18 protein-coding genes and 1 pseudogene are annotated in these 19,802 nt (G+C 59.2%); 10 read left to right on the forward strand and 9 right to left on the reverse strand.

The genetic code is table 11. From position 1 onward, the window contains the following. Positions 1–8 precede the first annotated feature (8 nt). The 9 genes and pseudogenes from nuoH to MFF34_RS15085 form a co-directional block, all read right to left on the reverse strand. Positions 9–1,016 carry an NADH-quinone oxidoreductase subunit NuoH gene (gene nuoH, locus MFF34_RS15045; RefSeq protein WP_027592813.1) on the reverse strand — a complete coding sequence of 336 codons (1,008 nt, stop codon included), beginning with the start codon at positions 1,014–1,016 and terminating at the stop codon, positions 9–11. After that, positions 1,013–3,727, reverse strand: coding sequence for an NADH-quinone oxidoreductase subunit NuoG (gene nuoG / locus MFF34_RS15050; RefSeq protein ID WP_238214965.1), 2,715 nt, complete (start codon positions 3,725–3,727; stop codon positions 1,013–1,015). Before nuoG ends, nuoH begins: the two co-directional genes overlap by 4 nt. A gap of 132 nt (positions 3,728–3,859) precedes the next feature. Beyond that, a complete protein-coding gene (gene nuoF, locus MFF34_RS15055) occupies positions 3,860–5,239 on the reverse strand; it encodes an NADH-quinone oxidoreductase subunit NuoF (RefSeq protein WP_027592811.1) in 1,380 nt (459 codons plus the stop codon). After that, positions 5,236–5,733 (reverse strand): NADH-quinone oxidoreductase subunit NuoE, encoded by a 498-nt coding sequence (gene nuoE / locus MFF34_RS15060; protein ID WP_027592810.1) that lies wholly within the window; start codon positions 5,731–5,733, stop codon positions 5,236–5,238. Before nuoE ends, nuoF begins: the two co-directional genes overlap by 4 nt. Before the next feature lie 2 nt (positions 5,734–5,735). Further along, positions 5,736–7,517, reverse strand: a complete 1,782-nt coding sequence (nuoC, locus tag MFF34_RS15065) for an NADH-quinone oxidoreductase subunit C/D (protein WP_027592809.1) — start codon at positions 7,515–7,517, stop codon at positions 5,736–5,738. Positions 7,518–7,596: 79 nt separating this feature from the next. After that, the gene (locus tag MFF34_RS15070) at positions 7,597–8,274 is read right to left on the reverse strand and encodes an NADH-quinone oxidoreductase subunit B family protein (RefSeq protein WP_012313769.1); all 678 of its coding nucleotides are present in this window, start codon (positions 8,272–8,274) and stop codon (positions 7,597–7,599) included. A gap of 10 nt (positions 8,275–8,284) precedes the next feature. Continuing rightward, positions 8,285–8,698 carry an NADH-quinone oxidoreductase subunit A gene (locus MFF34_RS15075; RefSeq protein WP_003251427.1) on the reverse strand — a complete coding sequence of 138 codons (414 nt, stop codon included), beginning with the start codon at positions 8,696–8,698 and terminating at the stop codon, positions 8,285–8,287. Between the two features lie 379 nt (positions 8,699–9,077). Continuing rightward, positions 9,078–9,740 carry a lysoplasmalogenase gene (locus MFF34_RS15080; protein ID WP_238214967.1) on the reverse strand — a complete coding sequence of 221 codons (663 nt, stop codon included), beginning with the start codon at positions 9,738–9,740 and terminating at the stop codon, positions 9,078–9,080. Between the two features lie 228 nt (positions 9,741–9,968). Further along, positions 9,969–10,196, reverse strand: a pseudogene (locus MFF34_RS15085) (isocitrate lyase); the annotation flags it as partial. A 404-nt stretch (positions 10,197–10,600) separates the two neighbouring features. On the opposite strand from MFF34_RS15085, the gene MFF34_RS15090 reads away from it, so the two are divergent. The 10 genes from MFF34_RS15090 (at position 10,601) to MFF34_RS15135 (ending at position 19,789) form a co-directional block, all read left to right on the forward strand. Continuing rightward, positions 10,601–11,848 (forward strand): aminotransferase class I/II-fold pyridoxal phosphate-dependent enzyme, encoded by a 1,248-nt coding sequence (locus MFF34_RS15090; RefSeq protein ID WP_238214969.1) that lies wholly within the window; start codon positions 10,601–10,603, stop codon positions 11,846–11,848. Continuing rightward, positions 11,845–12,675 (forward strand): CoA ester lyase, encoded by an 831-nt coding sequence (locus MFF34_RS15095; RefSeq protein WP_238214970.1) that lies wholly within the window; start codon positions 11,845–11,847, stop codon positions 12,673–12,675. The genes MFF34_RS15090 and MFF34_RS15095 overlap by 4 nt, the downstream gene beginning before the upstream one ends. Before the next feature lie 11 nt (positions 12,676–12,686). Continuing rightward, positions 12,687–13,211, forward strand: a complete 525-nt coding sequence (locus tag MFF34_RS15100) for a MaoC family dehydratase (protein WP_238214971.1) — start codon at positions 12,687–12,689, stop codon at positions 13,209–13,211. A 4-nt stretch (positions 13,212–13,215) separates the two neighbouring features. Further along, complete coding sequence (locus tag MFF34_RS15105; protein ID WP_238214978.1) at positions 13,216–14,274, forward strand: ornithine cyclodeaminase family protein; 1,059 nt, start codon at positions 13,216–13,218, stop codon at positions 14,272–14,274. A 4-nt stretch (positions 14,275–14,278) separates the two neighbouring features. Continuing rightward, positions 14,279–15,268: an NAD(P)-dependent oxidoreductase gene (locus MFF34_RS15110; protein WP_238214980.1), complete on the forward strand. Its 990-nt coding sequence runs from the start codon at positions 14,279–14,281 to the stop codon at positions 15,266–15,268. After that, complete coding sequence (locus tag MFF34_RS15115) at positions 15,261–16,004, forward strand: class II aldolase/adducin family protein (protein WP_238214981.1); 744 nt, start codon at positions 15,261–15,263, stop codon at positions 16,002–16,004. The genes MFF34_RS15110 and MFF34_RS15115 overlap by 8 nt, the downstream gene beginning before the upstream one ends. Beyond that, a complete protein-coding gene (locus MFF34_RS15120; RefSeq protein WP_238214983.1) occupies positions 16,001–17,059 on the forward strand; it encodes a histidinol-phosphate transaminase in 1,059 nt (352 codons plus the stop codon). Before MFF34_RS15115 ends, MFF34_RS15120 begins: the two co-directional genes overlap by 4 nt. A 75-nt stretch (positions 17,060–17,134) precedes the next feature. Beyond that, positions 17,135–17,869, forward strand: a complete 735-nt coding sequence (locus MFF34_RS15125; protein ID WP_238214984.1) for a type IV toxin-antitoxin system AbiEi family antitoxin domain-containing protein — start codon at positions 17,135–17,137, stop codon at positions 17,867–17,869. A 37-nt stretch (positions 17,870–17,906) separates the two neighbouring features. Further along, on the forward strand, positions 17,907–19,052 hold the full coding sequence (locus MFF34_RS15130; protein WP_238214986.1) for an MFS transporter: 1,146 nt from the start codon (positions 17,907–17,909) through the stop codon (positions 19,050–19,052). Beyond that, positions 19,049–19,789, forward strand: a complete 741-nt coding sequence (locus tag MFF34_RS15135) for an SDR family NAD(P)-dependent oxidoreductase (protein WP_238214989.1) — start codon at positions 19,049–19,051, stop codon at positions 19,787–19,789. The genes MFF34_RS15130 and MFF34_RS15135 overlap by 4 nt, the downstream gene beginning before the upstream one ends. Positions 19,790–19,802 lie beyond the last annotated feature (13 nt).

The raw sequence follows: 19,802 nt of genomic DNA on the forward strand, positions 1-19,802 counted from the left end.
TCAAATCCTCACTGGGCCGCGACGGCTGGCGTGTTGTAAAGCACGATCGCAGCGGTCACCAGCAAATTGATCAGGGTCAGCGGCAGGCAGAACTTCCAGCTGAAGTCCATCACCTGGTCATAGCGTGGGCGCGGGATCGAGGCGCGCAGCAGGATGAACAGCATGATGAAGAACGCGGTTTTCAGCGCGAACCACAGGAACGGCACCTGAGGCAGCAGGTCGAACGGACCGTGCCAGCCGCCGAAGAACAGGGTCACCAGCAGCGCCGAAATGAGGATGATGCCGATGTACTCACCGACGAAGAACATGCCCCATTTCATGCCGGCATACTCGATGTGGTAGCCGTCGGCCAGTTCCTGTTCCGCTTCCGGCTGGTCGAACGGGTGACGGTGAGTCACGGCGACGCCTGCGATGAAGAAGGTGCAGAAGCCGAAGAACTGCGGAATGATGAACCACAGGTTCTGGGCCTGGTATTCAACGATGTCGCGCATGTTGAACGAACCCACCTGCACCACCACGCCCATCAGCGCCAGGCCCAGGAACACCTCGTACGAGACGGTCTGTGCCGATGCCCGCAAGCTGCCCAGCAGCGCGTACTTGTTGTTCGACGACCAACCGGCGAACAGTACGGCGTACACCGACAGGCCGGCCATGGCGAAGAAGAACAGCAAGCCGATGTTCAGGTCGGCGACGCCCCAGCCCGGTGTGATCGGGATGATCGAGAAGCCGATCAGCAGGGCGCTCATGGCCACGACCGGTGCCAGGGTGAAGATCATCTTGTCGACGAAGGGCGGGTTCCAGTCTTCCTTGAAGAACATCTTCAGCATGTCGGCGGCGATCTGGAACATGCCGAACGGGCCGACCCGGTTAGGACCGTAGCGGTCCTGCCACCAGCCCAGCAGGCGGCGCTCGACGAAGCTGAGCAGGGCGCCGCAGACGACTACGGCCAGCAGCACCACGATAGCCTTGACGACCTGGATGATCACATCGATCACTTCGGGGGTGAACCAGCTCATTGTGCTGCCTCCTGCAGGCCTTCGACGGATGCACCGAAGATGGCAGGCGGAATACCGGCCAGGCCTTTCGGCAGCGCGACCAGGCCAGCGCCCAGCTCTTCATTGATGCGCAGCGGCAGACGCAGTGCCACGCCCGCCACGTTGAGGCTGAGCAGCGCACCTTCGTTGACGCCCAGGCGGTCCGCTTCGGACTTGGCCAGGCCAACGTAGGCAGCAGGGATGCGCTCTTGTACCGGAGCGGCGCGCGAGGAGCTTTCTTCGCTGCCGAACAGGTGGAAGAACGGCACGGCGGTCCAGGTGCCACGGGCCGGGTTGAATGCGCCCGGGATGGCGTTGAACCAGTTCAGGCGATCACCTTGCGATTCGATCAGGCGCACGCCCGGGTCACCGGCACGCAGATGGCCACCGACCTCGTCCTGGAACTTGTTCCAGGCTTGCGGCGAGTTCCAGCCCGGCGACCAGGCGAACGGCACTTGCTGGCGCGGTTCGACGGAGCCCGAGTAACCTTCCATCGAGAAGGCGAACGCGGTGTCCTTGTCTTGCGGGGTACGCGGCTCGTGCACGCTGATGTTGGCGCGCATGGCGGTACGGCCGGAGTAGCGCAGCGGCTCACGGGCCAGTTTCATGCCCTTGATGCGGAACGCGGCGGAAGGCGCTGCGTTGACGATGCCAGCCAGTTGCGGGGCGGCTTCGGCGCAGGCGCTGGTGACGTGGTCCAGTTGGGTCCAGTCGACCGGCTTGTTCAGCAGGGTCGCACGCAGGGCGTGCATCCAGCGCCAGCCTTCGTGAACCAGGATGCTGCTGTCCAGGTATTGCGGGTCGAACACCTGGAAGAAGCGCTGGGCGCGGCCTTCCTGGCTGACCAGGGTACCGTCACCTTCGGCGAACGAGGCTGCCGGCAGTACCAGGTGAGCGCGTTCCAGGGTGGCGGTGTTGGAGTGGTCGGCAACGATCACGACCTTGGCTGCAGCCAGGGCGGCATCGACCTTGGCGGCCGAGACGCGGGTGTACAGGTCGTTTTCCAGGACCACGATGGCGTCGGCCTTGCCGCTGATGACCGCGTCCAGCGCGGCATCGACGGATTCACCGCCCAGCATCGCCAGGCCGAAGCTGTTGGCTTCAGGCACGACCAAGCTCAGCGAACCGTTTTTCTCGCGCAGCTTCAGGGCTTTGGCGATGTTGGCGGCAGCTTCGATCAGCGCCGGGTCGGCCAGCGAGGTACCGGCAACTACCAATGGGCGCTTGGCCGCAACCAGGGCATCGGCGATGCGCTGGGCCAGGGCCTTGGCTTCTTCGTCCAGGCCAGCAACGGCCGGGGCGCTCGGGTCGATGGCGTGGGCTACGGCGAAGCCGATACGGGCCAGGTCAGCCGGGGCTGCGTGTACGCATTCTTCAGCGACGTCATCCAGCTTGGTTTCAGCCAGGCTGGCGATGAACAGCGGGTACAGCGCGTGCTGGCCGATGTTTTTCACCGCAGCGTCCAGCCAAGGCTGCACTTTCATCGCCTCGGCCATGGCTTCGGCCTTGCCTTTGGTGGCCTGGCGTACGGACAGGGCAACGCGGGCGGCGGTTTGGGTCAGGTCTTCACCGAGCACGAACACAGCGTCGTGGTCTTCGATGTCGCGCAGGGTCGGCACCGGCAGCGGGCTGTTGTTCAGCACGTTCAGGGCCAGGCGCACACGGGCCAGTTCGCCCGCTTCCATGCCCGAATAGAAGTAGTCGGCGCCGACCAGCTCACGCAGGCCGTAGTTGCTTTCGAGGCTGGCGCGCGGCGAGCCTATACCGACGATGGTGCGCCCGCGAAGCAGGTCAGCGGCCTTGTCCAGTGCGGCGTCCAGGCTCAGCTTGGTGCCATCGGCCAGGCGTGGCTGGCGTGGGCGGTCGGTGCGGTTGACGTAGCCATAACCGAAGCGGCCGCGGTCGCACAGGAAGTACTGGTTGACCGAGCCGTTGAAGCGGTTTTCGATGCGACGCAGTTCACCGTAGCGCTCGCCGGGGCTGATGTTGCAGCCACTGGAGCAGCCGTGGCAGATGCTCGGTGCGAACTGCATGTCCCACTTGCGGTTGTAGCGCTCGGAGTGAGTCTTGTCGGTGAACACGCCGGTCGGGCAGACCTCGGTCAGGTTGCCGGAGAACTCGCTTTCCAGCACGCCGTCTTCAACGCGGCCGAAGTACACGTTGTCGTGAGCGCCATAGACACCCAGGTCGGTACCGCCTGCGTAGTCCTTGTAGTAGCGCACGCAGCGGTAGCAGGCGATGCAGCGGTTCATCTCGTGTGCGATGAACGGGCCGAGGTCCTGGTTCTGGTGGGTACGCTTGGTGAAACGGTAGCGGCGCTCGTTGTGGCCGGTCATTACCGTCATGTCCTGCAGGTGGCAGTGACCGCCTTCCTCGCACACTGGGCAGTCGTGCGGGTGGTTGGTCATCAGCCATTCGACGACGCTGGCGCGAAACGCCTTGGACTCTTCATCTTCGATGGAGATCCAGGTGCCGTCGGAGGCAGGGGTCATGCAGGACATGACGATACGACCACGGGTGTCGTTCTCGTCGGTGTACTGCTTGACCGCGCACTGCCGGCAGGCGCCAACGCTACCAAGCGCGGGGTGCCAGCAGAAATAAGGGATGTCGAGGCCGAGCGACAGACACGCCTGTAACAGGTTGTCTGCACCGTTGACTTCGAGCGCTTTGCCGTCTACGTGGATAGTGGCCATTGTTCAAAGTTCTTCGTTGGCCCGCGTGAGCGGGCGTGGCTAATGGAAATCTGTACGCCTGCGGCCCGCCGCGAATCGTTCGGGCCGGCCTGCAGGCTGGCGGGTGGCACGGACCACCCGCAGCTCATCTTGTTATGCGCCGACCACGATCGGCCCGCTCGGTACTGGCTTGGCCAGGTTCGGGCGCAGGGCATCGGCAGCACTGGCTGGGGCGACACCGGCCTCGAATTCGGAGCGGAAGTATTTGATGGCACTGCCCAACGGCTCGACGGCACCCGGTGCGTGAGCACAGAAGGTACGGCCTGGGCCGAGGAAGTTGACCAGACCCAGCAGGGTCTCGATGTCTTCGGCGCGGCCTTGGCCTTGCTCCAGCGAGCGCAGCATTTTCACGCTCCACGGCAGGCCGTCACGGCATGGGGTGCACCAGCCGCACGATTCGCGGGCGAAGAACTCTTCCATGTTGCGCAGCAGCGAGACCATGTTGATGCTGTCGTCGACCGCCATGGCCAGGCCAGTACCCATCCGGGTGCCAACCTTGGCGATGCCGCCGGCGTACATCTGTGCGTCGAGGTGCTCAGGCAGCAGGAAACCGGTACCGGCGCCACCAGGCTGCCAGCATTTGAGCTTGAAGCCATCGCGCATGCCGCCGGCGTAGTCTTCGAACAGCTCACGGGCGGTGACGCCGAATGGCAGTTCCCACAGGCCAGGGTTTTTCACCTTGCCGGAGAAGCCCATCAGCTTGGTGCCGTGGTCTTCGCTGCCTTCGCGGGCCAGCGACTTGTACCAGTCGTTGCCGTTGGCGACGATGGCCGGCACGTTGCACAGGGTCTCGACGTTGTTCACGCAGGTCGGCTTGCCCCATACGCCAACGGCGGCAGGGAAGGGCGGCTTGGAACGTGGGTTGGCGCGGCGGCCTTCCAGCGAGTTGATCAGTGCGGTTTCTTCACCGCAGATGTAGCGGCCGGCACCGGTGTGCACGAACAGCTCGAAGTCAAAGCCCGAGCCCAGGATGTTCTTGCCCAGGAGGCCAGCGGCCTTGGCTTCGTCGATGGCGCGGTTGAGGTTTTTCGCTGCGGTGGTGTACTCGCCACGCAGGAAGATGTAGCCGCGGTAGGCCTTCAGGGCGCGGGCACTGATCAGCATGCCCTCGACCAGCAGATGGGGCTGTTGCTCCATCAGCATGCGGTCCTTCCAAGTGTTCGGCTCCATTTCATCCGCGTTGCACAGCAGGTAGCGGATGTTCATGGATTCGTCTTTAGGCATCAGGCCCCACTTCACACCCGTGGGGAAGCCTGCGCCGCCGCGGCCCTTGAGGCCGGAGTCTTTGACGTTTTGCACGATGTCGTCTTGCGACATCTCGCTCAGTGCCTTGCGGGCAGCAGCGTAGCCATTCTTGGCCTGGTACTCGGCAAGCCAGACCGGCTCGCCGTCGTCACGCAGACGCCAGGTCAGTGGGTGGGTTTCGGCCGAACGCGCGATGCGGTTGGCCGGGCCGAAGGAAGTAATGGTCATACGTAACCCTCCAGCAGTTTGGAAACGCCAGTAGGCTGCACGTCGCCAAAGGTGTCATCGTCGATCATCAGGGCCGGGGCCTTGTCGCAGTTGCCCAGGCAGCAGACCGGCAGCAGGGTGAAGCGCCCGTCGGCGGTGGTCTGGCCGAGGCCGATGCCCAGTTCGCTTTGGATCTGGCTGACCACCGACTCGTGGCCACCGATGTAGCAGACCATGCTGTCGCACACGCGGATGATGTGGCGGCCGACCGGTTGACGGAAGATCTGGCTGTAGAACGTAGCCACGCCCTCGACGTCACTGGCCGGGATGCCCAGCACTTCGCCGATGGCGTGAATGGCGCCGTCCGGCACCCAGCCACGTTCCTTCTGGACGATCTTCAAGGCTTCGATGGACGCCGCGCGCGGGTCCTCGTAGTGATGCATCTCGTGCTCGATGGCCGAGCGCTCGGTTTCGCTCAGGGCGAAACGGTCTGTCTGGATAAGCGTGCTGTTCATGCTTAGCGGTCCACGTCAGCCATAACGAAGTCGATACTGCCCAGGTACGCAATGAGGTCGGCGACCATGCTGCCTTTGATCACCGAAGGGATCTGCTGCAGGTGCGGGTAGCTCGGGGTACGGATCCGGGTGCGGTAGCTCATGGTGCCGCCATCGCTCGTCAGGTAGTAACTGTTGATGCCCTTGGTCGCTTCGATCATCTGGAACGACTCGTTGGCCGGCATGACCGGGCCCCACGAGACTTGCAGGAAGTGCGTGATCAAGGTTTCGATGTGCTGCAGGGTGCGCTCTTTCGGCGGCGGCGTGGTCAGCGGGTGATCCGCCTTGTACGGGCCTTCCGGCATGTTGCGCAGGCACTGGTCGATGATGCGGATACTCTGACGCATCTCCTCGACACGGACCATGCAGCGATCGTAGGCATCGCCGTTGTGGGCCAGCGGTACTTCGAACTCGAAGTTTTCGTAGCCAGAATACGGGCGCGCTTTACGCAGGTCGAAGTCGCAACCGGTGGAACGCAGGCCGGCACCGGTGGTGCCCCATTCCAGCGCTTCCTTGGTGTTGTACGCGGCAACGCCGACGGTACGGCCCTTGAGGATGCTGTTCTGCAGGGCGGCCTTGGTGTATTCGTCGAGGCGCTTAGGCAGCCAGTCGACGAAGTCCTTGACCAGCTTGTCCCAGCCGCGCGGCAGGTCGTGGGCGACGCCACCGATGCGGTACCAAGCCGGGTGCAGGCGGAAACCGGTGATCGCTTCGATCACGGTGTAGGCGCGCTGGCGGTCGGTGAAGGTGAAGAACACCGGGGTCATGGCGCCGACGTCCTGGATGTAGGTACCCAGGAACAACAGGTGGCTGGTGATGCGGAAGAACTCGGCGAGCATGATGCGAATCACGTCGACTTTCTGCGGCACCTTGATGCCGGCCAGCTTCTCTACCGCCAGTACGTACGGCAGGTTGTTCATCACCCCGCCGAGGTAGTCGATACGGTCGGTGTAGGGGATGAAGCTATGCCAGGACTGGCGCTCGGCCATCTTCTCGGCGCCACGGTGGTGGTAGCCGATGTCCGGTACGCAGTCGACGATCTCTTCACCGTCCAGCTGCAGGACGATACGGAACGCACCGTGGGCAGAGGGGTGGTTGGGGCCGAGGTTGAGGAACATGTAGTCCTCGTTGGCGCCCTGGCGCTTCATACCCCAGGCTTCCGGGTTGAAACGTGCCGATTCCTCTTCAAGCTGCTGCTTGGCCAGGGTCAGGCTGTAGGGGTCGAACTCGGTGGCGCGGGCTGGGTAGTCCTTGCGCAGCGGGTGGCCTTCCCAGGTGGGCGGCATCATGATGCGGCTCAGGTGCGGGTGGCCGGCAAAGTCGATGCCGAACATGTCCCAGACTTCGCGCTCGTACCAGTTGGCGTTGGGCCAGATGCCGGTCACGGTCGGCAGGTTCAGGTCGCCTTCGCTGAGCGACACCTTGATCATCACGTCGCTGTTACGCTCGACCGACAGCAGGTGGTAGAACACGCTGAAATCGGCAGCGGGCAGGCCGCGGCGCTGGGTACGCAGGCGCTCGTCGACGCCATGCAGGTCGTACAGCATGCTGTACGGCTTGGCGACGTTGCGCAGGAAGCTGAGTACTTCTTTGAGCTGTGCACGTTTTACCCACAGCACCGGCATGCCGGTGCGGGTTTCCTGGGCGACGAATGCGTCGGCACCAAAACGGTTGTGCAATTCGACGACCACATCCTGGTCGTCAGCCTTGTAAGGCGGAATATAAATAGCGGTGTCCGCTGTCATGGTCTCGGTCGCTTTGAGTCAACGTAGAGAATGAAGCCAGGCCGCCGGCTCCTTGGGGAGCGGGCGGCAGGTCGCTGGATCAGACTTCGTCGGGGCTGCGCAGGTTGGTTACCGCGATACGCTGTTCACGACGCAGGTCTTTCTGGGCAGGCATCTCGGCACGGTAAATGCCTTGATCACCAACAACCCAGGAAAGCGGGCGTCGCTCCTGGCCAATCGACTCCTGCAGCAGCATCAAGCCTTGCAGGAACGCTTCAGGGCGAGGCGGGCAGCCAGGCACGTAAACATCCACGGGGAGGAACTTGTCGACCCCCTGAACGACCGAGTAAATGTCGTACATGCCACCGGAGTTGGCGCACGAACCCATGGAGATGACCCACTTCGGCTCGAGCATCTGCTCGTACAGGCGCTGAATGATCGGCGCCATCTTGATGAAGCAGGTACCGGCGATGACCATGAAGTCGGCCTGACGCGGCGAGGCCCGGATGACTTCGGCGCCGAAGCGGGCGATGTCGTGGGGCGCCGTGAAGGCCGTGGTCATTTCCACGTAGCAGCAGGACAGGCCGAAGTTATACGGCCAGAGGGAGTTCTTGCGACCCCAGTTGACCGCGCCACGCAGCACATCTTCGAGTTTCCCCATGTAGATGTTCTTGTGGACCTGGTCCTCGAGCAGTTGGTCGGTGACGGTTTCCCGTTCACCTACCGGGTACTGCTCGTTGGGCGCATCCGGATCGATTCTGGTGAGATTGTATTGCATTGCCAAAGCCTCATTGTTTCAGCTTCGCTTGCCGCTTGCGGCGACCTTCGGGAGCCCAATCAAGAGCACCGACGCGCCAAAGGTAGACAAGACCTGCCAACAGAATTGCTATGAAAACGAGCGCTTCGACGAACCCGGTCCAGCCGCTTTCGCGGACGGACACAGACCATGCAAAGAGGAAGAGGGCTTCGATATCGAAGATCACGAACAGCATCGCGACCAGATAGAATTTGGCGGACAGGCGCAGGCGGGCGCTGCCGACGGGCAGCATGCCGGATTCGAAGGGTTCGTTCTTGGCGCGGCCCCAGGCCTTGCTACCGAGCAGGCTGGACAGACCGAGCATGAAGGCACACAGGCCGACGACACCCAAAAGGAAGATGGCAAAGCCCCAGTTGTGGGCGATGAGTCCTGCCGAATCGGACATGCTAGAGATCCTTATACAGAGACCCAGCTCTGCAGTCTGAAATAAGTAGAGCGGCGACCTGGTGTCGCACATGCAGTGACCAAATGTCGCAGCTGAATCAATCGCGCTGATTTTATGGGTAAACCCGGTGCAAGTAAAATTTCTGTGGCAATTTATTCGTAGGATTAAGAACAAAAATCTTTCGTAACTGGCTGAAAGCCTTGAATTTCGGGCATTGCGCGCGTTTTTGTTAATTATGTTTCTTGCGCGACGTAACGAATTCCTAATTATGTAATGATAATTAATCGCATTGAGCTTGGTGCGGTGAAATCCTCCTCTTGTGAGCCTTGTAAAGTTGCACGGGCGGGTTGGCTACTTGCAAATGCGAAAAAGGCTCGTTCTAACAGTTTCCAGCGCCTCGCGCACCGCTCTGGGTCAATACTTTATCGGTTAAGCCGTGGCGGGCCGATGAAGCGATTGCCCACTGGCCCAGCCAGTAAGCGACGATGATCAGGTAAGGCGCAGCAGCGAACGGGCTGACGAAGCGGTCGATGCCGATCAGGCTGTCAGAAAATACGAACATGCACGCGCCGAGCCCGGCGATACCGCCGCATGCCAGAGCGCGCCAGAGCATGGCACTGATCGCCAGGGCATACAGCGCCACTGGGGCCAGAAGTGGGCCGAGGCCGTGGCTGGCCAGCACCCCCAGCAGCGTCGAGCCCGTCGCCGCGCTCAGCAGCAGAGCTGGCAGGGCCGGGCGTAACGTCATGTTGCAATAGGCACGCAGGTAAGCCAGGTGGGCGCAGAGAAACGCTGCCAAACCGAACACGAACAGGTCGGCTGGGACGGCCAGAAGTGCGTCACCCAGTACCGAAAAACCCAGGCCGATGACGATCCAATGGCGGTATACAGTGTCGGGCCCCTGGTAGAGCCAGGCGATCAGCGCCAGTATCGGAACGGGTTTGACCAGCAGGCCAAGCAGGGCATTGTCGCTGGCCAGTGTATAGAGATAAAAAGCAGCGGCTGCGACGGCGATTGTGATCAGGTGGCTTGGACGAAGCATGGGCAGTCCTTGCTACTGTGCTGCCACAAGCATAGTCCGGATCCTGGGTTTTGCTTTCGTCTGCACTGGCCTCTTCGCGGGCAAGCCCGCTCTCACAGGTTCTGCGCCTATTTCGAGCATGGCGCGATACCTGTGGGAGCGGGCTTGCCCGCGAAGAGGCCAGTGCAGGTAAAAAGAAGGCCCGAGACGCTTGCGAGTCCCGGGCCCTCCTTCAGCAGCCCGCTGTTATCAGTGGAACTGCTCTTCCTCAGTCGAACCGGTCAGCGCAGTCACCGACGAAGCCCCACCTTGAATCACGGTGGTCATGTCATCGAAGTAGCCAGTGCCCACTTCCTGCTGGTGCGCAACGAAGGTGTAGCCTTTGCTGGCATCAGCGAATTCTTGCTCCTGCAGCTTCACGTAGGCAGTCATGTCGTTGCGGGCGTAGTCGTGCGCCAGGTTGAACATGCCGTGCCACCAATATTTTTAAACGCTCTGCGCGCAGTTGTTTTTATCGAATGGAAAGTTGGTTTTACCAAAAAAATCTATAGCAGAATAGGTGGTGCTTAGGTGGCTCGCCAATGGTAAGTGCAACAAATCATTTCCGAGTTGGTGTGAGTATTAATTGGCTATTTCTGCGTGTCTGGAGAGTGGGTGTGCTTGTTTGAATTTTCCAATGGTGATAACCCTTGGCGTAACTTAGTGCGGGGCTGAGGTGCTGGTTTGCCTGTTGGGGTTGACCTGTCCTGTTGGGTAGTGTTGGTATTGCATTCGATGGTTTTTTTATTGGAGGGCAACAAGAAATATTTGGTGTGATTTATTGTAGGAAATTTCTTTTTTCTTTGCTAGTTAAGCATGTGTACATGTTTATGGGGGATGCTATGTCCGAACAAAGAAACCTATTCATCAATACCACCCGTACCATCGAGTTAGGCAGTGCGTCCTGGCAGCTCGCTCAGGAGTCAGGCCTGACAGATCGCAGCGTTGTCCATTACCCATCCAGCCGGCTGCGCGATCAGAATGGACATGTCTTCATGAACATGTGCTCCTGCTCCTATTTGGGGCTTGAGATCGACGAGCGCCTGGTACAGCGAGCAGCTCGCTATGTCTTGGACTGCGGCACCGTCAACCTGCCGACCTCGCGCATCCGTATCCGCCTGCGCGAGCTCGATGAGCTGGAGGATGCGCTGTCGTCGCACTTCGACTGTCAGGCGTTTACCGCAACTTCCTGTAGCGCCGGGATTGTAGCTTCATTGCCATTACTCGCTGCTGGCATATTTACCAATGGCGTACGGCCTTATCTTATTTTTGACAAGCACGCACACTTCGCACTGAATCAGGTCAAGGCCATTTGCGGTGATGAAACCCAGGTCACTACGTGCGCTCATAATGATGTGCAATTGATTGAAGATGCGTGCAAGCGCCACCGGCAGGTGGCTTATGTTGCCGATGGGGCTTATAGCATGGGTGGCAGTGCGCCCATCGAACAGTTGCTCATCCTGCAGGAAAAGTACGGGTTGTTTCTTTACTTCGATGATTCCCATTCATTGAGTGCCTATGGAAAAAAAGGCGAGGGCGTTGTTCGTATGCTAATGCCCGAGCTGAACAGCAGGACTATTCTGGTTTACTCGTTGGCCAAGGCATTTGCTGCCAATGGCGGTGCTATATTCATGTCCAGGCAAGCATCGTATCTAAAGGAGTTCCGTCGATTTGGCGGACCGATGTCCTATTCACAATATCTCAATCCAGCAGCGATCGGCGCAGCTATGGCATCGTTGGAGATCCATCGTAGCGCCGAACTGGCCACCCTGCAGCGCAGGCTGGCCGATAATATCGCCCTGTTCGACCAGCTGGTGCCAACCGAGCATACCGGCACGCCATCGCCCATTCGTATTGTGCCCATGGCAAGCCCTCATATGGCAGTTAAGGTGTCCGAGGCGGTGTTTCAGCAAGGCTACTATACCTCGGCGGTGTTCTTCCCGATCGTCGCTAGGAATAAATCCGGCCTACGGGTCATGCTGCGAGCAGACATGGCCGAGAAAGATGTCCGCAGTTTTTGTTCGATCATCGCGCAGCAGATTCAGCAGTGCGACGGGGAGCTGGCATGCCAGGCGGAGGTGCGCCCATGATCTCTTTCGCACCCCGAAGCCTACTCTACTGTTCGGCCCTTTACCCAGAGCAATACTGCAAGAGCAAACTCAGCGACGTCATGGTCCTGGACTTGGAAGATGGAGTCCCCATCGAGCAGAAGGCCGAAGCACGGCAGAACATTGAGCGATTCTTTGCCGAGCAGCCATTGGCCGGCATGGCGGTGCGCATCAATCCCCTGCGCAGCAACGAAGGGCTAGAGGACCTGCTGTTGCTCTCGCGGTTGGTGCTGCGGCCGGATATCGTGGTTATGACCATGCTTGAGTGTGCAGACGAGATCGATGTCGTTCGCGCCAACTTGGCCCGCGGGGGAGTTCTGTCGCCCTTGGTGTTCGTCACAGTGGAAACTCCTTCATGCCTGTATGACATCCATGCGGTGGCGCATCGTGCTGATGGGTTGATCTTCGGCTCCGCGGATTACGCGGCCAGCCTGGGTGTGGACATCGGTGGTTGGCAGAACATGCTGCATGCCCGGTCGAGCATTGTCGCGGCGGCGGCGGCAACAGGAATCGCGGCATTCGACACTGCCTACTTCCATCTGGACGATGAGCCCGGCCTGTTGCGTGAAAGCCTGGCTGCCCGAGACTTGGGTTTCTGCGGCAAGACGGCGATCCATCCACGTCAGGTGGCAGTTATCAACCAGGCCTTCACGCCTTCGTCCGAGGAACTCAAAAAAGCCTGCGCGATTGTCGAGGCTTCCCGCAGTAGTGGCGAAAAGATTACCCGATTGAATGCTCTGATGATTGGGCCACCGTTCGTCAAACAAGCCATGAAGGTCATGCAACGTGCCCAGGAACTGGGGCTCTGAGGGGGTTGGCAATGGAACCGATGATCACCGGTTATCAGCGTATTGCAGCAAACCGCTATCGGGAAGCCCCAGGTTTGTTCTACGAGGCCTTCGTTATTGGCGACCTGTTCGAGCACCGCCCGGGACGGACCGTCAGCCAGCTGGACAACTTGTGGCAGTCTCTGATCAACATGAACAACCACCCCGCCCATGTAGATGCACACTATGCACAACGGACAGAGTTCGGGCGTCTGCTAGTCAACAGCTCTGTAACCTTTGCCATCGTCAGTGGGATGACTGTCACTACCTTGAGTGCGCGTGCGATAGCCAACCTGGGTTGGGACGAAATTCGCCTGCCGAATCCGGTATTTGCCGGCGACACCCTCTATGCCGAGAGCGAAGTACTGGCAAAGCGACTTTCGGTCTCGCGGCCTGGGCAGGGGATCGTCACCGTGCGGGTGACCGGCTGCAACCAAGATGGCTTGCCAGTCATCACCTACAAGCGATCCTTCCTGGTTCCTTGCGAAGTAAATTCGCAGGGCTACCCGATTGGTTGAAGTCATGACGGACGAGGATTCGAATGTGCTTCTACTCAACGCGCAGGATATTCATGACTGCACTGACATCACAGGGCTTCTGGATGTGTTGGCGAGAGGTTACCGCGCCAGCGCTCGCACACCGGACAAGGTGCCGGCGCGGCATGTCATCGAGCATCCCGCGCATCAGGCGTTTTCCTTGTTCATGCCTGCCGTCCTTCCTGAGAGCCAGATAATGGGCATCAAGGTGTCGTCTTTCTTCCCGGGCAATTCCCGTCGAGGGCTACCGGCGATCAATGGTGCGGTATTGTTACTCGAGCCCGATACCGGGCGCCTGCAGGCCATGCTAGATGGCTCCGCGCTGACTGCATTACGCACGGCCGCCATGAGTGCGCTGGTCACCGACCGGCTCTGCCCACTTGCTCAACCGACGCTGGCGGTGCTCGGGGCAGGAGTTCAGGCGAGGGCTCACATACGGGCCATAGCCGCGATCCGAACATTGCGTTGGGTCAGGGTGGTGGCAAGAGACATGGATCGCTGTCGCGCCTTTGCCCTCACCATGAGCGAGCAGATCGGCGTGCCGGTTGAGGCTGTCAAGTCAGTCGCGCAGGCACTGGTTGATGCGGACATCGTCTGCACCACCACTTCTCACGATACGTCATCCCCGCTGGTCATGGCTCATCAACTCAAGCCCGGCGTACACATCAATGCTATTGGGGGTAGCACGGTGCATGCCTGTGAAGTCGATCCCGGGCTGCTTGGCCAGGCGCTTATTCACGTCGACGACCCCCAGGCAGCGATGCGGGAGTCGGGGGAAATCAGCCAGGCCCTAGCGCGTTCGCTAATCACCCCCACGCAGGTTATGGGGCTAGAGGCCTTACTGCAGGAGCCTGCGCTCTCGTGGGTCGCGGCAACCAGCTACTTCCGGTGCGTAGGCCATGCCAGTCAGGACATGCTTGTTGCCAGGCATCTATACGCCGCTGCCCTGGAGCGGCAGTTGGGGAAGCGCTGCGACTACCTCACCAGCTCGAGGAAGAACCTCACCCAGGTGCGCGGACAACATGCACCTAATGGAGAAGGATAAGCACGTGAATATTCTGATGATCGATTCGCCACAGGTGAACTATGTCGAGCACGGCGAGTTCGATGGCCTGCGCGATGACGGCTGCAAGATTAAGGTGACCAGAACTCCGACCCCCGCTCAGCTGTCCTGGGCCGATGGTATCGTTGCATTCCATTCCGTGAAGATCGACAACGCACTGCTGGCCCAGACGTCGCGCTGTCGTGCACTAGTGAAGGCAACCACGGGTGTGGATGATGTCGACATGGTCGCGCTGCGTGGCAAGGGTATCCGCTTTGCCAACATCGGCCATGTGGGTGTGGAGGAGGTGGCAGAGCATAGCTTGGCGCTCGTGCTACTCGCTCAGCGTAGGCTACTTGACTACTTCCGACACACGCGCCGTGGCGGTTGGTGCTGGCGTGAGCACGGAGCCCAGGTGCCGAGTGGGCCGCCCAAGCCATGCCATGAAACGGTGCTCGGCCTGTTGGGTTACGGCGCCATTGGCCAAGCCGTGGCCCGGCGCGCTGCTGTGTTCGGTTACCAGGTGAAATTCCACGACTCGGCGTTAACGTACTGTCCGAATGGGTTCGCACAGGCTTGTTCGTTCGAAGCCTTATTGGCGCAGTCCGACATTGTGTCGATTCACTTGCCGCTATCGCTGGCGACCCACCACTTGCTCAATGAGCGCAGCCTGGCCAGGTTCAAGCCTGGTGCGGCATTGGTCAACACGTCCCGCGGTGGCCTGATCGACACCGACAGCCTGCTTCGGGCACTGGACAGTGGGCAACTGGGTCAAGCCCTACTCGATGTTGTCGAGCACGAGCCGGAGGTCCCGCCTGCACTGCGTGAGCATGCGCGTGTAGCGTTGACGCCCCATGCGGCGTTTTACAGTCATCGGTCATTGTCGACCCTGAAGGAACGGGCACTCCGAACCCTCCTGACGATGCTGGAGGGCGGTCCGTCAGTGACTGCCGGTAATGGGTGGTCTTATGATCAGGAGGGTGACGCGCATGTCTAAGCGGATTATCAAGCGCACTCTTGACGGGGGCGGGGAGCTACCAGACTGGTTCGATCTGGAGACCGCTCAAGACATACTGGTATACGGGCAACGGCTGGCCACCCGGCAACTGCTTATGAATACCCTGGGAAACATCGCGGTGCGCCGCCATTGCCCACACTGGCGGCGCGAGGTCGTTTACACCAAGCACATTGGTCTGTCGCTGGAGGAGTGTGGGCTGGAGCATATCGTGGTGCTCGACCTGCTTTCGGATGCGTTGATACACGGCACTACAAGGCCAAGCCAGGGGCATCGGATGCATCGAGAAATTCTCTGTTGTCGCCCGGACATCAATGCCACCGTGCACCTGCACCCCAATGAAGTGGTGGCGTTCTTCTCAGTGATGCGCTGGCGGACGATGAAGTATGTCTCCAATGATACGGCCCTGGTGTTGGGCAAGCCGCCGTGCATCCTGGATGAGGGGGTGAATATCGAGCTGAATATTCAGGCCATTGCTCAATATGCTTCCGAGACCAATTGCATCATCATGCCTGGCCATGGGATCACCACTCTAGGGCGTAACCTATCCGAGGCATTTCATCGTGCCCTGGCCTTCACAGCGGAGGTCGGGCGCCTAATTGTTAGCCAGCAGCTGTCTACCGCCAGTGGCTGTCCCGTAGTCTATGCAGACGAGGACGATGTGCGGGAGATGTACCGGCAGGGCGAGGAGGTTATTTATGGAGGGGCGAGCTTGTGAAACTGCATCCGCACACCCTGGCCGCAGGGCAATGGAAGGCGCCGGAGCGGGACTTTTCCTCGGTCTTGCTCGACCTGAACGAGAACCAGTTTCTCGAATCTTTCCTTAATAAATTTCTCGCCGACGCCTTGCACCCGAGAGACTTGTACACTTATCCCAACTATCGACAGTTGCTCGATGCGCTCAGCGACTACTGTCAGGTTCCTCGCCAGCATCTGCTGTTGACCAACGGTGCCGACCAGGCCATCGATCTGGTGGTGCGTCTGATCTTTGCGCCGGGCGCGCAGGTGGTCGTTCCCTCACCGGTATTCTCGTTCTACTACCAGATGCTGGACGTCAATGGGGTGAAGTCCGTCGTGGTGCCCTATGAGCGGCGCGGGCAGTCATTCCATCTGCCTTGTGATGCCGTGCTCGAAGCTTTGCCCGGCAGTGACGGGTTGATCCTGTGCAATCCGAACAATCCGTTAGGAGTACAAATCGAGCCTGATGATCTGCAGCGGCTAATAGCTCTCTGCGTAGAGCTGGACAAACCGGTGATCGTTGATGAGTGCTACTACGAGTATCTACGCCATTCCTGCCTAGAAGCCTTCAGTGGTCTTGAGCAACTGTTCGTTATCCGATCGTTTTCCAAGTATTTCGGCTTGGCCGGCTTGCGTCTCGGCTATGTGGTGGCCAGCACCCATGCAGTCAGGCAGTTGCTGAAGTTGCGAGGTCCCTGGGATATCAACCACGCCGCGGTCAAGGCGGCCCTGCATTGTCTGGCCAATCAGTCAGAGCTTGCAGCGGCGCATGGTCGTCAAGACCGGGTACGCGAGCGGCTCATTGAGTGTTGCCAGAGGCTGGGGATAGGTGTCATCAACACCTCTACCAATTTTCTACTGCTTGACGACACCCCCGAGCGGCGTTTGGCCAAAGCGTTTCATAGGGCGAGGATTCGATTCAGCGATTGTTCGGGATATCCCCATGCTGGTTCATCGCTCAACAATGTGCTGCGAGTGGCGATTCCAGGAAGCGACGACCTGCAGCCGTTTATCCAAGCATTGCACGAAGCATGAGTTCAGCCTCGGGGTAGGGACGCCCCGTATCCATAACCACCGGCGATTGCCAACTAGAAGCTGCAGGATGCAGGTATGTCTATACAACAACAATATTCTTTGATCAGGAAGCTCTATACTTCCCAGCCGCGAGAGATGTTGCTAGATCTAAGCATCCTACAAGGCATCGGTATTTCGAGCCAGCGGGCTGCCAGTTATGCCAGAAATGGCTGGCTACGTCGCATAGCTCGCGGCATTTATACCTTTCCAAATACTGAGCTGAGTCTTGTGGTGGGATGCTCCTATTTGGCAAGTCAGATTACCTGCCTGCATCTAGGAGGTTGCAGTGCACTTGGCGAAGTCCGCGAAGATGATGCCCCGCTGGTTTTGTGGGGGGATAACCGAGCCTCATTGCCTCGATGGTTTGTCGAGCATTATTCGGTGCGCTATGTGTCTGCACGATTGTTTGACTGGAATGATGAGCCGGCTCTGCATGCAGCTACCCTTGAGCGGCGGGGTGGGCTGCTCAGATCTGCCCCCGAGCGTGCGTTGCTGGAGATGCTCTACGAAGTCGGTAGCAGTCATGATGTGTTAAAGGCCAGGGAGTATTTCAATACCGTTGGTGACGTCTGTCCTTTGGCCAGTGGGCGACTGCTCCAGTGCTGCACCAGCGTGAAGGCTGTGCGTTTGTATCTGCGCCTGGTTCGTCAGGCGAAATTGCTGGATGTCGATGAGTTACTCGGAAGCTGGAGTGTTCGCGTCGGTAGTAAGCGTCGCTGGGTTTCACGGCTCAAGGATGGCACGACTCTGTGCCTCGGCCCTCATGGATAACGCCGAAAGCTACAGCCTTATACGAATGAGCCCGCTGATGCATAAGGTGGCATTGCTCAAGCTGCTATTTGTCTTGACCAACGGAGTAGGCTCGTTTGCGGCGTTGTTCATGCAACAGCACTTCGCGTTGGCGAATGCTGAGCTGGCAACCACCGTCGCGTTGATGATTGCCAGTCATCTGATGGGTAACTTACTTGGCGGGCAATTACCAGGTCGGGTAGGCAGTCGGCGTCTATTGCTGGCCTGTTCGACGGTGTCGCTACTGGCGCTGTTGGGCAGTTTGCTGCTCACATCACCCATCGCAATTGGGATGATTTTGTTGTTCATGTTCAGTGCCGGCGCTATTACGCCGTTGTTAAGTGTGATGACGGCTCAAGCTGCTCCACCGGATGATCAGGTGGGAGCCTTTGCCTATCTTCATCTGGCCAGTAATGCGGGTGGTGTTCTGTTGTTCGTCGCGGGTAGTGTTTTGCTTGGCTGGAAAAGTCAGTATTTATTGTGGTTCACCGCCACAACCTGCCTGGTTTGCATGGTGGCGAGTGCCATCGTGGCGCTGCCGAGTTCTGGGGATTCGCCCGATACCCGGTGCACGCAGCAGGGCGGGAGGCTTACGCCGATACCTGTCGTTGTGGTCCTTGCGGGCGTGATGTTTTTCGTATTGTCGTTGCTTGATGGTCAGCGCGAGTACCAGTTTCCTCTTTGGTTGGGAGTACTGGGTATTGGCGATGCAGCTCGTATGTTTGGGGTGGCCGGTATTGTCAATGGGTTACTGGTCATCGTTTTGACACGACCGCTGATTGCCTTGACTCGGCGTTGGTCGGCCACGGCCAACTTGGCGCTTGCGGCGATCTGCTATGGCATTGGCTTCGGCACCTATGCCTTGATCGATGCTTGGCCTGCAATACTACTGCTGGTGGTGATTTGGACCTTGGGTGAAATCATTGGCATTACCTACATGGCAGCCTTGATTGCCCAGCGTGCGCCGACGTCACGCCAAGGGATGCTGTTCTCATTGATACCTGTGCTTCAAGCTGCAGCGCGGGTGTTATGCGTGACTTTGGCTGTGCCGATGTTGGGAAGTCTTGGTTTCAGCTCTACTTGGGCCGTCTTTGGCTGCGTGGGAGTGATTTTCGGCATGACCTGCTTGCTGCTGACAAGAAGTAACTTGGGAGGAAGGGTGTGAACAAGGTAGTTGTTATTACGGGCGGCAATTCTGGCATTGGTGAGGCGTGTGCTTGGAAATTTGCCAGAGAACAATGCACGGTGATTGTATGTGGGCGTAACCATTCCAGAAACATGTGGGTGTGTGAATGCATTAATCGGGCCGGAGGGCGCGCATATCCATATTCAGTTGACTTGCGCAATTCCGCCGAACTGAGCGAGTTCTTCAGGCAACTGACCTTGGATCATTCGCCTGTTAGCTGTCTTGTCAACAGCATTGGTATTGATGGGCGCTCATTCACGATGACCGAGGATTATCCTGAGGAAGATTTCGAAGATGTTATGTCCACGAATGTGCGGGCACCATGGCAAAGTATGAAGGCGGTGTTGCCATCAATGCGCGAGGCGGGGGGTGGTACCATCGTCAATATTGCGTCACTCGCAGGGTTAAATGCCAGTGTGACAGGTGGTTCTGTATACACCGCCAGTAAGCACGCGCTGGTTGGCATGACCAGAGCGGTGGCCAAAGAATATGCCCCTTATGGCGTGCGAGCAAATGCCGTTTGTCCAGGCTTTGTGGCAACACCCTTGGCGGAGCATGTATTGGGGAGCAAGTTTGATGCGGTGTGTGCCGCGCAACCTATGGGGCGCGTTTGTGAAGCTAAAGAGGTTGCTGAACTTGTTTACTGGCTTAGCTCGGAAGCAGCTTCCTTTGTGACCGGTGTGGCGGTACCAATAGATGGTGGATTTCGGGCTTAGATTAACCCTTTGA

This window comes from Pseudomonas sp. PAGU 2196 (genome assembly GCF_022179005.1).
Classification (GTDB): domain Bacteria; phylum Pseudomonadota; class Gammaproteobacteria; order Pseudomonadales; family Pseudomonadaceae; genus Aquipseudomonas; species Aquipseudomonas kermanshahensis.

Excerpts from the sequence above, each read along its gene's own strand:
- nuoH (WP_027592813.1), bottom strand. The coding sequence starts at position 1,016 with ATGAGCTGGTTCACCCCCGAAGTGATCGATGTGATCATCCAGGTCGTC.
- nuoG (WP_238214965.1), bottom strand. The coding sequence starts at position 3,727 with ATGGCCACTATCCACGTAGACGGCAAAGCGCTCGAAGTCAACGGTGCA.
- nuoF (WP_027592811.1), bottom strand. The coding sequence starts at position 5,239 with ATGACCATTACTTCCTTCGGCCCGGCCAACCGCATCGCGCGTTCGGCC.
- nuoE (WP_027592810.1), bottom strand. The coding sequence starts at position 5,733 with ATGAACAGCACGCTTATCCAGACAGACCGTTTCGCCCTGAGCGAAACC.
- nuoC (WP_027592809.1), bottom strand. The coding sequence starts at position 7,517 with ATGACAGCGGACACCGCTATTTATATTCCGCCTTACAAGGCTGACGAC.
- MFF34_RS15070 (WP_012313769.1), bottom strand. The coding sequence starts at position 8,274 with ATGCAATACAATCTCACCAGAATCGATCCGGATGCGCCCAACGAGCAG.
- MFF34_RS15075 (WP_003251427.1), bottom strand. The coding sequence starts at position 8,698 with ATGTCCGATTCGGCAGGACTCATCGCCCACAACTGGGGCTTTGCCATC.
- MFF34_RS15080 (WP_238214967.1), bottom strand. The coding sequence starts at position 9,740 with ATGCTTCGTCCAAGCCACCTGATCACAATCGCCGTCGCAGCCGCTGCT.
- MFF34_RS15090 (WP_238214969.1), top strand. The coding sequence starts at position 10,601 with ATGTCCGAACAAAGAAACCTATTCATCAATACCACCCGTACCATCGAG.
- MFF34_RS15095 (WP_238214970.1), top strand. The coding sequence starts at position 11,845 with ATGATCTCTTTCGCACCCCGAAGCCTACTCTACTGTTCGGCCCTTTAC.
- MFF34_RS15100 (WP_238214971.1), top strand. The coding sequence starts at position 12,687 with ATGGAACCGATGATCACCGGTTATCAGCGTATTGCAGCAAACCGCTAT.
- MFF34_RS15105 (WP_238214978.1), top strand. The coding sequence starts at position 13,216 with ATGACGGACGAGGATTCGAATGTGCTTCTACTCAACGCGCAGGATATT.
- MFF34_RS15115 (WP_238214981.1), top strand. The coding sequence starts at position 15,261 with ATGTCTAAGCGGATTATCAAGCGCACTCTTGACGGGGGCGGGGAGCTA.
- MFF34_RS15125 (WP_238214984.1), top strand. The coding sequence starts at position 17,135 with ATGTCTATACAACAACAATATTCTTTGATCAGGAAGCTCTATACTTCC.
- MFF34_RS15130 (WP_238214986.1), top strand. The coding sequence starts at position 17,907 with ATGCATAAGGTGGCATTGCTCAAGCTGCTATTTGTCTTGACCAACGGA.